At 71.5% G+C, this 13902-nt stretch carries 13 protein-coding genes; 9 read left to right on the top strand and 4 right to left on the bottom strand.

Going from position 1 to position 13902, the window contains the following annotated elements; translation table 11 throughout:
• The first annotated feature begins 76 nt into the window (after positions 1-76).
• The 3 genes from FLV34_RS20535 to FLV34_RS20520 all read left to right on the top strand — a co-directional run bounded on the left by FLV34_RS20535 (position 77) and on the right by FLV34_RS20520 (position 4472).
• Positions 77-1984, top strand: coding sequence for a beta-galactosidase (locus FLV34_RS20535; protein ID WP_142650859.1), 1908 nt, complete (start codon positions 77-79; stop codon positions 1982-1984).
• Between the two features lie 543 nt (positions 1985-2527).
• On the top strand, positions 2528-2908 hold the full coding sequence (locus FLV34_RS20525) for an STAS domain-containing protein (RefSeq protein ID WP_168066401.1): 381 nt from the start codon (positions 2528-2530) through the stop codon (positions 2906-2908).
• Between the two features lie 115 nt (positions 2909-3023).
• The gene (locus FLV34_RS20520) at positions 3024-4472 is read left to right on the top strand and encodes an aminotransferase class I/II-fold pyridoxal phosphate-dependent enzyme (RefSeq protein ID WP_147943814.1); all 1449 of its coding nucleotides are present in this window, start codon (positions 3024-3026) and stop codon (positions 4470-4472) included.
• Positions 4473-4497: 25 nt separating this feature from the next.
• On the opposite strand, the gene FLV34_RS20515 is transcribed toward FLV34_RS20520, so the two are convergent.
• Positions 4498-5679, bottom strand: a complete 1182-nt coding sequence (locus FLV34_RS20515) for a glutamate--cysteine ligase (RefSeq protein WP_260617474.1) — start codon at positions 5677-5679, stop codon at positions 4498-4500.
• Positions 5680-5861: 182 nt separating this feature from the next.
• On the opposite strand from FLV34_RS20515, the gene FLV34_RS20510 reads away from it, so the two are divergent.
• Together FLV34_RS20510 and FLV34_RS20505 are read left to right on the top strand one after the other, a co-directional pair.
• A complete protein-coding gene (locus FLV34_RS20510; protein ID WP_142650861.1) occupies positions 5862-6236 on the top strand; it encodes an STAS domain-containing protein in 375 nt (124 codons plus the stop codon).
• Positions 6237-6317: 81 nt separating this feature from the next.
• Complete coding sequence (locus FLV34_RS20505) at positions 6318-6767, top strand: ATP-binding protein (protein ID WP_142650862.1); 450 nt, start codon at positions 6318-6320, stop codon at positions 6765-6767.
• A gap of 904 nt (positions 6768-7671) precedes the next feature.
• On the opposite strand, the gene FLV34_RS20500 is transcribed toward FLV34_RS20505, so the two are convergent.
• Positions 7672-7920, bottom strand: coding sequence for a hypothetical protein (locus FLV34_RS20500; RefSeq protein ID WP_142650863.1), 249 nt, complete (start codon positions 7918-7920; stop codon positions 7672-7674).
• Between the two features lie 23 nt (positions 7921-7943).
• Positions 7944-8990: an NAD-dependent epimerase/dehydratase family protein gene (locus FLV34_RS20495; protein WP_142650864.1), complete on the bottom strand. Its 1047-nt coding sequence runs from the start codon at positions 8988-8990 to the stop codon at positions 7944-7946.
• Positions 8991-9176: 186 nt separating this feature from the next.
• On the opposite strand from FLV34_RS20495, the gene FLV34_RS20490 reads away from it, so the two are divergent.
• The 4 genes from FLV34_RS20490 (at position 9177) to FLV34_RS20475 (ending at position 12460) form a co-directional block, all read left to right on the top strand.
• Positions 9177-10580, top strand: coding sequence for an NERD domain-containing protein kinase family protein (locus FLV34_RS20490; RefSeq protein WP_142650865.1), 1404 nt, complete (start codon positions 9177-9179; stop codon positions 10578-10580).
• A 72-nt stretch (positions 10581-10652) separates the two neighbouring features.
• The gene (locus FLV34_RS20485; RefSeq protein ID WP_142650866.1) at positions 10653-11294 is read left to right on the top strand and encodes a response regulator transcription factor; all 642 of its coding nucleotides are present in this window, start codon (positions 10653-10655) and stop codon (positions 11292-11294) included.
• A 120-nt stretch (positions 11295-11414) separates the two neighbouring features.
• Positions 11415-11822: a pyridoxamine 5'-phosphate oxidase family protein gene (locus FLV34_RS20480; protein WP_142650867.1), complete on the top strand. Its 408-nt coding sequence runs from the start codon at positions 11415-11417 to the stop codon at positions 11820-11822.
• Positions 11823-11833: 11 nt separating this feature from the next.
• On the top strand, positions 11834-12460 hold the full coding sequence (locus FLV34_RS20475) for a uridine kinase (protein WP_142650868.1): 627 nt from the start codon (positions 11834-11836) through the stop codon (positions 12458-12460).
• 9 nt (positions 12461-12469) lie between these two features.
• On the opposite strand, the gene FLV34_RS20470 is transcribed toward FLV34_RS20475, so the two are convergent.
• A complete protein-coding gene (locus FLV34_RS20470; protein WP_221889996.1) occupies positions 12470-13897 on the bottom strand; it encodes an NAD(P)/FAD-dependent oxidoreductase in 1428 nt (475 codons plus the stop codon).
• Positions 13898-13902 lie beyond the last annotated feature (5 nt).

Raw genomic sequence — 13902 nt, 5'->3', positions numbered from 1 at the left:
CTCCCCGGCACTCCACCCCGCGACCCGACGCCCCGCCGCGCCTCCCACCGGCGGGGCGTCGCCCCGAAAGAAGGGCATGTGCATGCCGTTGTGGTACGGAGGGGACTACAACCCGGAGCAGTGGCCCGAGGAGGTCTGGGCCGAGGACGTCGCGCTCATGCGCCGGGCGGGGGTCAACCTCGTCACCGTGGGCGTGTTCTCCTGGTCGCGGCTGGAGCCGTCCGAGGGGCGCTACACCTTCGGCTGGCTCGACCGGGTGCTCGGCCTGCTCGCCGACGGCGGGATCCGGGTGGGCCTGGCCGTCCCGACCGCCTCTCCTCCGCCATGGTTCTCCCTGGCGCATCCCGACGCCCTCACCGTCACCCGGGACGGCGTACGGCTCACGCACGGCAGCCGCGACACCTACTGCGTGAGCGCCCCGGCGTACCGCGAGGCGTCGCTGCGGATCACCCGCGCCCTCGGCGAGCGCTACCGCGACCATCCGGCGCTGGCGATGTGGCACGTGCACAACGAGTACGGCACGCCCTGCCACTGCGACCACGCCGCCGCGGCGTTCCGCGCGTGGCTGCGGGAGCGGTACGGCGGCCTCGACGCGCTGAACGACGCCTGGACGACGGCGTTCTGGAGCCAGCACTACTCGGACTGGGCGCAGATCACCCCGCCCAGGGCGACGCAGTATCTCCCCAACCCGGCGCAGGCGCTCGACTTCCGCCGGTTCGTCTCCGACGAGATGCTCGCCCACTTCCGCGAGCAGCGCGACCTGCTGCGCGAGCTGACTCCCGAGGTGCCCGTCACCACCAACTACGTGCTGGCCGGCTGGGCCTCGGTCGACCACTGGAAGTGGTCGACCGAGGTGGACCTGGTGGCCATCGACGACTATCCCTCGGCCCCGGGCATGGCGGCGGCCGAGCAGACCGCCTTCGCCGCCGATCTGGCCCGATCGTGGGCGGGCGGGCGGCCCTGGCTGCTGATGGAGCAGGCCACGGGGTACGTCCTGGGCCCGCGCAAGGGGCCCAAGGAGCCCGGCGAGATCGCCAGGCACAGCATGCAGCACGTCGCCCGGGGCTCGACGGGCGTGATGTTCTTCCAGTGGCGGGCCTCCCGCGGCGGCGCCGAGCAGTGGCATCCGGGCATGGTGCCGCACACCGGCCCGGACTCCCGCGTCTTCCGCGAGGTCAGCGCCCTGGGCGAGGCGCTCGAACGCATCCCGGCTCCTTATGACGGGCCGCTCGTCGAGGCGGAGGCCGCCATCCTGTGGGACGAGGAGGCGTGGTGGGCCGCCCAGGGGCCCGGCCTGCCGTCCAGTGAGATCGACTATCTCGCGGCCGTGCAGCAGGCCCATCGGGTGTTGTGGCGGCAGGGCGTCCCCACCTGCTTCGCCCATCCGTCGCACGATCTGCCGGCCTACCGCGCGGTCCTCGTGCCGAGCCTCTATCTGATCTCCGACGAGGCCGCCCGGAACCTCGCGGCGTACGTGGAGGGCGGTGGCACGCTCGTCGTGTCGTTCTTCAGCGGAATCACCGACGAGCACACCCGGATCAGGCTGGGCGGCTACCCGGGGGCGCTGCGCGAGATCCTCGGCATCACCGTGGAGGAGTTCCGCCCGCTCGGCGAGCCCGTCGAACTACCGGAGTTCGGCCGCGCGACCCTGTGGAGCGAGGTCGTCCACCTCGACGGGGCCGAGGCGGTCGCCCGCTATCCCGGCGGTGGGCCCGCCGTCACGTGTCATCGCCTCGGCGACGGCACGGCGTGGTACGTCTCGACGCGGCTCGACGACCCCGGCTATGCCCAGGTGCTCACCCGCGCCGGGCTGGCCGGGAGCGGCGTCCCCGGCGTCGAGGTCGTACGCCGGCGGGATCTGGTCTTCGCCGTCAACCACACGGAGGACGAGCGGCCCGTGCCGGTCCAGGGCACCGACCTGATCACCGGCAAGCCCGTCGGCGGCAGGCTCGGCCCCGGCGGATACGTGGTCGTACGCCCGTAGGAGGGCCTGACCGAGCTCCTCCATGTCCTCGGAAGTCCGCTTCAACGCGCCGGCGGCGACGTTCTCCCCCAGGTGGTCCAGCGAGCCGGTGCCGGGGATCGGCCTCCGGCCATGCATGGACGAGTCAAGCGCCCGGCGCGGTCGGTAATGCGCACCTCAAAAAGGAATGGCAAGAGTAAGCATTTTCCGAGAATAGCGGTTTATGCCTCATTTGTCTGGCTAGCTGGTATATTTGAAGAATTCCAGTCTCCGCCTCCATGAGACCGAGCAGGCCGGGCAGGCACCAGGGCGAGGCGTCCACCTCGGTCGATCACCGGAGGCCGGGAACCCCTGTTGGACCGGGGTTCCCCGCAATCCGGACGCATCAGCAGAGATCGCCACGAGGCCCATCTTCTTTACCTATTTGCCACATTCTGGTGTTCAGGTGGGATTGCCGGACGGACCCGCATACCATCGACCGTCGCGCATTACCGGGACCTGACACTCTGCCGGGTAGCGTCGCTTAAGACAGTACGCCCGAAAAATATGGATGAAGGCGCGTATATGACAACGCAGCAGCTCGAGATTACTGTGAGCGATCACCAGCCGGCCGTCGTGGTCGCGCTGCGAGGTGAACTCGACATCGCCAGCGGCGACACGCTCCGGAGGGCGATCAGGAATCTTGTCCGCCAGGGTCGCGTAAGGATCGTGGTGGATGCGTCCGGCCTGCGGTTCTGCGACTCCTGCGGCCTCGAAGCGCTGCTGGACGCCCGGGACGACATCGAGAAGGCCGCCGGTTGCATGCGGCTCACCGGAGTTCACGGCATCTTGAAGATCGTCCTTGAGGCGACCCGGCTGCGCGACACGTTCGTCATCGACGGCACGCCCGTCGAGGCCGTCGCCGCGATGGTGCTGTCGGCCTCCCAAGACGTGTCCATGGTCTGAACGCCCGATTGACCACCGCCCCCGTCCTCTCACCGAGGGCGGGGGCTTTCGACCGCCTGCCGTACGCACGTCGTGCAGGGGGAGGAAACGTCGCGTAGGGGGAGGGAACACGGACATGGACCAGTCCCGCGCACCCGTGCTGGAGGCGCTCGCCGCCTATCGCCGGAGGGGAGACATCAGCTTCACGCCTCCGGGCCACAAGCAGGGGCGAGGGGTCGATCCGCGGGTGCTGGAGATCCTGGGCGAGGATCTCTTCAGGGCCGACGTGATGGTCATGAACGGCCTAGACGACCGGTTGCAGACCGGCGGCGTGCTCGAAGAGGCGCAGCGGCTCATGGCGGAGGCGGTCAACGCCGAGCAGGCGTTCTTCTCCACCTGCGGCAGTTCCCTGTCGGTCAAGAGCGCCATGCTCTCCGTGGCCGGTCCCGGGGAGAAGCTGCTGGTCGCCCGCAACTCCCACAAGTCGGTCATCTCTGCGCTGATCCTGAGCGGCGTCCAGCCCGTCTGGGTGCACGGGGACTGGGACGGCGATCTGCACATGTCCTATCCGCCCACACCCGAGGCGGTGGCGGAGGCGTTCACGGCGGCCCCCGACGCCAAGGGCGTCATCGTCGCCAGCCCGGTGGACTACGGCACCTGCGGCGATCTGGAGGGCATCAACGAGGTGTGCCGCAGGCATGACCGGACGTTCATCGTGGACGAGGCATGGGGCGCCCACCTCCCGTTCCATGACAATCTGCCCACGTGGGGCATGAACGCCGGGGCCGACCTGTGCGTGACGAGCGTCCACAAGATGGGCAACGGGCTGGAGCAGAGCTCGGTGTTCCACCTGCAGGGCAACCGGGTGGACCCGGCCGTGCTCAAGGCGCGCGAGGACCTGCTCGGCACGACCAGCCCCTCCACGCTGATCTACGCGGCGCTCGACGGCTGGCGCAGGCAGATGGCGGAGCACGGCACCAGCCTGCTCGACCGCGCGCTGGAGATCGCGGAGTGGGTCCGCCAGGAGATCGGCAAGATGCCCGGCCTGTGGGTGCTGAGCAAGGAGAACACCGGCGCCTTCGACGTCGACCCGCTGAAGATCGTGATCGACGTGTCGGGGCTCGGCGTCGACGGCTACCACGCCAACGACTGGCTGCGCGAGCGCTGCCACGTCAACCTCGCGCTGAGCGACCACCGCCGCGTCAGCGCCGAGATCACCGTCGCCGACAGCGAGGAGACGGCAGGCCGGCTGCTCGACGCGCTGCGCGCCCTGTCATCGGCCCGCGATCTGCCGCCCGCGGCCGAGATCGACCTGCCCGAGCCGGGCGAGCTGGAGCTGGACATCGCGATGCTGCCCAGGGACGCGTTCTTCGGCCGGGTCGAGAACGTGCCCACCGGTCAGGCGGTGGGCCGGATCGTGGCCGAGATGGTGACGCCCTACCCGCCGGGCGCGCCCGCCCTGTGCCCGGGCGAGCGCGTCACCCGGCCGGTGCTGAGCTACCTGACCAGCGGGCTCGCGGGCGGCATGGACATCCCCGACGCCGCCGATCCCAGTCTGAAGACGCTGCGCGTCGTCGCGGAGTGACGAAGCGGAGTGACTGATAAGAACGTCAGGCCCAGCAGGAGGCGACGGTCTGCGCCGTGAGCAGCTCGGCCACGTCGGCCAGCCGGCCGCGCCGGGCGTACGCCGCCCGCTGCCGCGCCGCCCCCGACCCGCTGCGGCGCACGCGCTCGATCTGGTCGGTCAGCGGCGTCCAGTCGCCGTTCTCCTCCAGCACCGGCCGCACGTGTTCGAGCAGGCGGTCGACCAGCCGCCAGGCCGGGGCTCCCGAGACGCCGCTTCCCGCGAGCAGATCGAGGGCTTCGCCGTCCACGCCGTCGTGGGCGGCCTTCCAGTAGGCCGCCCGCAGCAGGGTGTCCTCGACGTCGGGGGCGGGCACGCCGGCCCGCACCTGGCGCAGCGCCGTCTCGGCCAGCCCTCGCACCAGCCCGGCGAGCAGCACGGTCTCCCCGGCCGTCGGACACACGTCCGCCGCGCGGATCTCCAGCGTCGGCACGTGATCGGACGGGCGGACCAGCCAGTAGATCATTCCGCGGTCGAGGATCGTGCCCCCGGCGAGCATGCCGGCGACCAGGCTCTCGTAGTGATCGGCCGACCGGAAGAACGGCGGCGGCTCCGCGCTCGGCCACCTGCCCATCATCAGCGCGCGCCAGCTCGCATAACCGGTGTCCCGGCCGTCCGCGATCGGCGAGTTGGCCGCGAGCGCCTGCAGCACCGGGAGCCAGGGCCGCAGATGGTTGCTGACCCGCACCGCCTCCTCGCGGTCGGCGATCCCGACGTGGATGTGGCAGCCGCAGACGCCCTGACGATCCATGATCGCCCCGAACTCGCGGAGCATGGCCTCGTAGCGCGGGCACGACGACAGCGGCGGCACTCCGGCGTTGCCGTCCAGGGCGGTGCCGCTCGCGATGAGCGCGAGCCCCATGCTTTCGGCGGCGCGGGCGGCGGCGCGGCGCATCTCCAGCAGGTCTTCGTGCAGATCACGCAGGGTGGTGTGCACGGCGCTGTTACTCTCCAGTTGGAACTGTGTCAGTTCGAACACCAGCCGATCCGCCCCCGGCCCGGCCGCCCGCTCGCGGATCTCCCGCGCCGCCGGGACGACCCGTCCGGTTCGCGGGTCGGCGAGCAGGAACTCCTCCTCGACTCCGATCGTGAGCGTCGCCGAACTCACCGGTGCCTGCGCGACGAGGGAGGGTCCATGCATGGCGTCGAACTGGACCTCCCTTGTCACGTCTGGCATAAGCGGTCTTTTCAGGAGGGGCCCAGTCGGTCAGTCCCCCACTCCCCCGGCCCCTGGGCAAGAAACCCCATATGGCGTTTCTTGACCAGCGAGCCGTACGCCCCGGTAGGCAGGTGCCGCTGTCCTAAACTGACGAATCCCTGTTCCTCGCAGCGTCCGCCGAGGTGTGCTCCGTGACCGCCGCCGTCGTCCTGACCCCCGTGTCCGCCCCGGTCGCCGACCACGTGCTGGTCGTCGCGCTCGACGGCGCCCTGGACTACACGAACGCCGAGCCGTTGCGCAGGAACGTCGAGGCGCTCCTCGGCGAGCACCACCGCCAGCTCGTCCTCGACCTGAGCGGCGTGAGCTTCTGCGACTCCACGGGCATCCGGATCCTGCTGGCCGTACGGAAGCTGCTGCAGGAGCGCGACGGCGCGGTGACGCTGGCGGCCCCGAACGACCGGCTGGCGAAGATCTTCAGGGTCACCGGACTGATCAGTGCCTTCACCGTCGCCCCGAGCCTCGCGGAGGCTTTCGACGTGGTCGGCGCACGCTCGAATCCCAGGTGAAGGCAGCAAACGAGTAACGAGACGGTAGCCTCGAAGGCATCGGGCGGCGGACCCGGCCGGGAGACGCGGCGAGGAGGACAGGTGGCGGATCACCGCCGGCAGTGGCCGATAACGGATGATCTCGCGACGCTGCGTGAGAACGTCCAGCGCTACGCCGAGCAGGCGGGCCTCACCGGACCCCGGCTGGACGACCTGGTCATCGCCGCCAACGAGGCCGCCATCAACGTGCTCGAACACGGCGGGGGATCCGGCATGCTGACGATCTCCTGCGACGGCGGCACGCTGGCCGTCGACGTCGTCGACCGCGTCGGCGTCCTGCGGCCCGGCGCGGTGCCGAGCGAACGGCCCAGCGGCCGCGGCGACCGCGGCTTCGGCCTGTGGCTCATGGGCGAGCTGTGCGACTCGGTGACCATCGACCGGATCCCCGGGCAGTCCACGATCCGGCTGTCCATGCAGGTCGACGGTGACGCGGACGCGGGCGGCCCCGCCGACGGGGGCTCCGCCTTCGGGCGCGGCGCCCGCTCCGTCTGAGCGGGCACCGCGCACCATCATCCGGCCCTATCTTCCGGCCCCCATCGCTTGATCCCCTTCGCCTGGACCGCATCGTCTGCCTCTGTCGGCAAGCAGTGGCCTGTCGCGGACCCGGCAAGCACCGGGATCGACCCTGGCCGGTCCCCGGTTGGCCCTGGTTATCGTCCCGATCCCGTAAACCGGGCCGTAACGACTCCCCGGCCGCCTTAACCTGGGTCCGCGACCACCTCCTCATGGCTCCTGGACGGCTACCTGAGGAATGCCCATGACGCGGCGGCAACCGCGATCAGGGCGCAGAGGCGGATGGTCCGGGGTGTGCTGTCAACCACGTCCCGGACCGCTCTGGCCACCTCTCCGATCCACGAGCCGAACTCCGGGTCGTGAATCCGCCCTTCGTGACGGCGTCCCCCGCTCCCGCGGGGCCTGATAGCAGTCATCGGGGCCCCCTCCCCATATGCGCCGGCCGAGACCGATGTCCCGGACCTGTCGATCGGCCCGATCAGGAATCCGTTTCCATCCGGTCGATGCGCGCAAGGGGCGGAATCCCCGCCGCCGTAGCGCCGCCGACCCGGTAGGAGGGATTCCGGACCTTTCCCTGATGTTCACAGGTGACCCACCGTGCACGCAACGAATACGAGCGGCATTCGGGCTTCCGTACGAAGAGTGACGATCAGATCACAGCTTGCGATAGCTTTTGATCCTGATTTGTCCGGTGGCGCGAAGTTGGCTGTCCGATTTGTCCGCCGCGCTTTCCGGAATTTTGGGTCAGCGCGCGACACGCCGTCATTTGTCTCAGAGGACGGCATCAGCCGGGAAGACCGGGACCACGCTCGGATGGGGGATGCCCGAGACGATGTTACCGAAAGTGACGCCTCGGTCACGCATCGCCGGGCGGATGGCGGCCTCATCCGCCGAGGTCGCGTACGGCGTTCTCCAGGCACCGCGTGAGCGCCTCCACCCGTTCCTCCGTCACCGGCTCGTCGCCCTGGGCCTCGGGCAGGTCCGCGCGGCGCACGACCACGAGCTTGCGGTGCTTCTCGTCGATCTCGTCGAGCGGCATCACCCGGCACTCGCCGCGGACGAAGACCAGCGCGACGTCCGGGTCGGCCGACTCGAGCAGCCGCCGTACGCAGTCGGGATCGAGCAGCGTCATCGCGCCTCCCTCGCCAGGGTCTTTCACGGCCGGGTGCCCGCGCCCGTCGCGACCTCCCTGGCCCGTTCCCGGCCCGAGCCGGGCGCGAGCGGCGGGGTCTCCATGCCCGCACCACGCCGCATGCCCTCGATCGCCGCGCGCAGGGCGTCCACCGCGCTGTGCCGGGGCCGCCAGCCCAGCTCCTCACGGGCCCGGGTGGTGTCCATGATCGGAATCTGCAGGACCATCTCCACCATGCCGGGCGAGGCGGGGATCAGCCGCAGGTGCCAGCCGGCCGACACCGCCGTGCGCACCACCGCGGCCGGCACGGACACACGCCGCGCGCCGAGCAGGTCCGCCAGCACGGCCGGGTCGATCACCGGGCCGGCGGCGAGGTTGAACGCGCCCCGCACGTCGCGGGTGAGCGCCAGCCGGAACGCCTCGCCGGCGTCCTCGGAGTGGAGCGCCTGGAACCGCAGGCGCGGCATGTCCGGCACGAACGGGATCCGCTCCCGCCGCAACAGCCGCTGCGGCAGAAACGGCCCGGCGAACAGCCGGCGCTGCTCGGTCGCGGCCTCCTCCTTGAAGATGAACCCCGGGCGCATCCGCACCAGGCGGATGTCCGGGTGGTCGCGCTCGAAGATGTCGAGCACGCGCTCGATATAGGCCTTCTCCCGCCCGTACGCGGCGTTGGGCCAGCCGTGGGTCGGCCACGACTCGTCGACGGGCGGGTCCTTCGGCCCGGGCGAGTACGCCCCCACAGACGACGAGTGGACGAGGACGGAGACCCCGGCCCGGACGGCGGCGTCGAAGACGCGCATGCTGCCGAGCACGTTGGAGTTCCAGGTGGTGACCGGGTCGTGCGTGGGCTGGAACAGCCAGGCCAGGTGCACGACCGCGTCGGCGCCCGCGAAGATCGGATCGAGGTCGTCCCTGAAGACGTCGGCCGTACGCCACTCGGTCTTGGCCGGCCGCCAGTCCGGCTTCCGCCTGGCCACGCCGACGACGGAGGTCACGGCGGGCTCGGACTCCAGGGCGGTGAGCAGGCTCGTACCGACGTTCCCGCTCGCCCCAATCACGACAACTCGCATGAAATACACCGTTTCCCGGCGCAGCCACCACAAACCGCGAGAGCCGTCATCCCCGACCGGAGCGGGCCTGGAGATGGGGCTCCAGATTTCCCCTGGGACAATGCGGGGGAATCAGTGGTGGCGCGGGAATACCGCTACCTAGGAGGATTAAGTTCTCAATCTGGTCAGAGAGGCGGAGCGGCAGAGATGGCTCAGATCGTCGGTGGCGGACGCCCCGTCAATGACGCCGAGCGAAGGGTCATCGCGCACCTGCGGGACAACGCCCCTGACGACTGGCTGCTGCTGCACAACATCGAGATCCCGCGCGGAGCCGACCTGTTCGAGGTGGACGTGGTCGTGCTCACCGGCCACTCCCTGGTAGTGATCGACGTGAAGGGGGCCCGGGGCAGGTTCGAGGTGTCGGGCACCCGGTGGTTCCCCCAGCACCGGGAGGCGTTCGGCTCACCGGTGGCCAAGCTGCGCGGCACCGCGCGGGCGCTGAAGGGTTTGCTGATCGAGGAGCACCGCGAGCTGGAGCGGTTGTACGTCGACAACGTGGTGGTGCTGACCGCCCCCGGAGCCGTCCTCGTCGATCCCACCGGCCGGGACGCCCGGCACGTCACCACGATCGCCGGGCTCATCCCCATGCTCAGCGACGTGTCCCGGGTGCGGCACGGGTGCAGCCGCGACGCCGAGCCGTACCGCACCGCGATCCTGGAGGCGCTGAACGGCACCGTGCGCCGCTCGACCGCGCCCCCGCGCTTCGGCAACTGGGAGGTCGAGGAGCAGCTCGGCGGCGACAGCCGGGTCACCGAATATCGCGCCGTCAACGCGACCGCCCCCACCAGTGGGACCGTGCTGCTGCGGGTCTACCGCGCCGACCCCCTCGCCGAGCAGCGGCGGCGGGTGGCCGAGCAGCGCCGGATCGCCAACGCCTACCAGTCGCTCGCCAAGATTCCGCCGCATCCCTGCGTCGTACGCTCACGGGATTTCTTCGCGATCGACGACGAGAGCCGGTTCGTGCTCGTGCTCGACGACGTCCACGGGCAGGCCCTGCACCTGCACCTCACCGGGCGCAGGCTGGGCATCGACGCCAAGCTCACCGTGATGGAGGACATGCTGGACGGCCTCGCCCACGTCCACGCCAACAACGTCATCCACCGGGCGCTGACCCCCGCCTGCGTGCTCGTCACCGACGGCGGCAACGCGATGCTGACCGGCTTCGACTACGCCAAGCCCGGCCCGCGCAAGCACACCGTGGCCAACGAGCTGCCCAACATCCTCGACGTCCACTACGTCGCCCCCGAGTGCCGGGCCCGCCCCGAGCGGATGACCCCCGCCGCCGACGTCTACTCGGCCGGGGTGATCGCCTTCCAGCTCCTCACCGGCGAGCTGCCCATGCCCGGCATGGACGCCGAGCCGGACGCCGGAGGCGTCGCCCCCGAGGTCATGGACCTCGTACGGCGGATGCGCGACCCCACACCGGCCAAACGGCCCGACGCGGCGACGGCCCTCGCGGAGCTGCGGGTGGCCCGCGACGCCCAGCCCCGGCGGCGTGCGCCGTTCGGCGGCAGGATCAGGAGCGCCCTGCGCCGCCTGTCCCGGCACTGAAAGCTCCAGGGGGCCGACACGCGGGACCTTCGGCACTTCTCCGGCGGCCCCGGGAAGGCTAGCGTCCAGGTCATGATTCGGGTGTTCCTGGTGGACGACCACGAGGTCGTACGGCGTGGGGTGGCGGCGTTGCTGGACGCCGAGGACGACATCGAGGTCGTCGGCGAGGCGGGCACGGCCGAGTCGGCCGTGGCCCGCATCCCCGCGCTGAAGCCGGATGTGGCGGTGCTCGACGTGCGCCTGCCCGACGGCAGCGGGGTGGACGTCTGCCGTGAGGTGCGCTCGAAGGTGCCCGGCCTGGCCTGCCTGATGCTGACCTCCTTCGCCGACGACGAGGCGTTGTTCAACGCGGTCATGGCCGGGGCGGCCGGTTATGTGCTCAAGCAGATCCACGGCTCCGACCTGGTGGGCGCGGTGCGCACGGTGGCCGCCGGGCAGTCGCTGCTCGACCCGCAGACAACGGCCGCGATGCTGCACCGGCTGCGCGACCAGGCCGCGAAGAAGGACCCGCTGGCCGCGCTGTCGGACCAGGAGCGGCAGATCCTGGAGCTGATCGGCGAGGGCCTGACCAACCGCCAGATCGGCGAGCGGATGTTCCTGGCCGAGAAGACGGTCAAGAACTACGTGTCCAACCTGCTGAGCAAGCTCGACATGCAGCGCCGCACCCAGGCCGCCGCGCTCGCCGCCCGCCTCAAGGCCGGCCGGGACGGCTGAGCCCAGCCACTGGACGCCGGGCCAACGGACACCGGGCCAACGGACGCCGGGCCGATCGACGTGGACGACGGGACCTTCGTCCCTAACCCGGCGGCGGCCGACCGCGCCAGGCTTGCAGACATGAAGCTCGACTCGGCCGGCCTGGAGATCCTCGGCGGAGGGGAATGCCTGGACCTGCTGGCCTCCGTCCCCATCGGGAGGATCGTCTTCACCGATCGTGCCCTCCCCGCCGTCCAGCCGGTCAACTTCTGCCTGCTCGACGGGAACATCGTCATCCGCACCGCCCCCGGGTCCAAGCTCGCCGCCGCGGCGCGCAACACCGTCGTGGCCTTCGAGGCCGACGACTTCGACGCGACGTTCCGTACGGGCTGGTCGGTGACCGCGGTCGGGCACGCCCGCGCGGTCTGCGACCCGGAGGAGATCGCCCGCCTGTCGGCGCTGCCGCTCACGCCGTGGGTGCCCGGAACCCGCGACCACTTCATCGTGGTCGCCCCCGAGCAGATCTCCGGCCGCCGGCTGAACGGGTAGATGATGGGCACGTGCGTGCCCGTCCCGTCTCCCCGTCCCTGCTCGTGGAGGAACTCGCCGACCTGATCGCCGACCGGCCGCGCGACGCCTGGGTGCGCGTCGCCGTGGACGGCGCGCCCGCCGCCGGGCCGGGACGGCTGGCCGACGACCTGGTGGAGCCGTTGCGCCTGCGCGGCCGGGAGGTCCTGCGGGTGCCCGCGGCCGGGTTCCTGCGCCCGGCCTCGCTGCGGCTGGAGTTCGGCCGGACCGACCCCGACGTGTTCCACGACGAGTGGCTCGACGTGGGCGGCCTCGTCCGCGAGGTGCTCGGGCCGCTGGAGCCGGGCCGTACGGGCCGGGTGCTGCCCTCGCTGTGGGACAGCGAGCGCGACCGGGCCACCCGGGCGGACTACGTGACGCTGAAGCCGGGCGGGGTCGTGCTGGTCGACGGCGCGCTGCTGCTCGGGCGCGGCCTGCCGTTCGACATGACCGTCCACCTGTCCATGTCGGCCGCCGCGCTGGCCCGCCGCACACCGCCGGAGGAGCGGTGGACGCTGCCCGCCTACGAGCGCTACGAGCACGAGTCCGGGCCGCTGCGGGCCGCCGACGTGGCCGTCCGCGTCGAGGACCCGCGTCACCCCGCGATCATCAGTCTCTGAAGCCCGCTTCTAGAGCCCGTACGCCTCCAGGAGGCGCAGCCACACCTCGCTGACCGTCGGATACGCCGGCACGGCGTGCCACAGGTCGTCGAGGGGCACCTCGGCCGTGACCGCGATCGTCGCGGCGTGCAGCAGCTCGGCCGCGCCCGGAGCCACGAAGGTCACGCCGAGCAGCACCCGGCGGCGCTCGTCGACCACCGCCTTGGCCCTGCCCCGGTAGCCGTCGCCGAGCAGGTAGCCACCGGCCACCTGCTCCATGTCGTATTCCACGACCCGCACGTCGAAGCCCTCGTCGCGGGCCTGCGCCTCCGTGCGGCCCACCGCGCACACCTGCGGATCGGTGAAGACCACCTGCGGCGCCCCGGCGCGGTCCGCGCGGTCGCGCATGCCGGGCCGGTCGTCCGCCTCGCCCCGGGCCCGGGCGACGATCACGTCGGCGGCCGCCCGCGCCTGGTATTTGCCCATGTGCGTGAGGAGCGCGCGGCCGTTGACGTCCCCGACCGCGTAGAGCCAGCCGTCCGCCACGCCGGTGGCCCGCATGCTGTCGTCCACCTCGACCGGACGGGACTGCGGCAGCCCGACCGAGGCCAGGCCGAGATCGTCGGTGGCGGACCGGCGACCGGCGGCGACCAGGATCTCGTCGGCCGTGATCGTCCCCCCGCTCGCGAGCCGCACCGTGACCTCGCCGCCCGGCTCCGGCCGCTCGACCTTCTCCGCGCTCTCGTGCCTGCGGATGTCGACCCCCTGGTCCGCAAGCGACCGGGCGACCAGCTCCCCGGCGAAGGGCTCCATCCTCGTCAACAGGTGGCCGCCCCGGACGAGCATCGTGACCTCGCGGGTGCCGAGCCCGCGCATGGCCTGGGCCATCTCGCAGGCGACCACGCCGCCGCCGATCACCACGAGCCGCTCCGGGATGGCGCGTACGCCGGTCGCCTCGCGGTTCGTCCACGGCCGGGCGGCGGCCAGACCCGCCACGGGCGGGATCACCGAACGGCTCCCGGTGGCCAGCATGACGGCGTGGTTCGCGGCGAGCGTGCGGGTGCCGCCGTCGGCCGTCGTGACCTCCACGCGCCGGGGACCGGCGAGCCGTCCCGTGCCGCGTACGAGCGTCACGCCCGCCGATTCGAGCCACCCCGCCTGGCCCGTGTCGTCGTAGTGCGAGACCACGGCGTCACGCCGGGCCAGCACGGCGGCGGCGTCGATCGGGCCGCCCTCGTCCTGACCTGCCAGCCGCAGCCCGGTGACCCGGCTCACCTCGCCCGCGAGGTCCACCGGCCGCAGGAGCGCCTTGCTCGGCATGCAGGCCCAGTAGGAGCACTCCCCTCCCGCCAGCTCGCTCTCCACGATGGCGGTGCTCAGGCCGGCCGCCGCGATTCGTCCCGCCGCGACCTCGCCCGCCGGACCGGCGCCTATCACGATCACATCGAAGCTCTCCACGTGCT

Source organism: Microbispora sp. CSR-4, assembly GCF_008033685.1.
Lineage (GTDB): Bacteria > Actinomycetota > Actinomycetes > Streptosporangiales > Streptosporangiaceae > Microbispora.
Note: the sequence above shows the minus strand (reverse complement) of the source record. Positions and strands in the feature narration are given on the sequence as shown.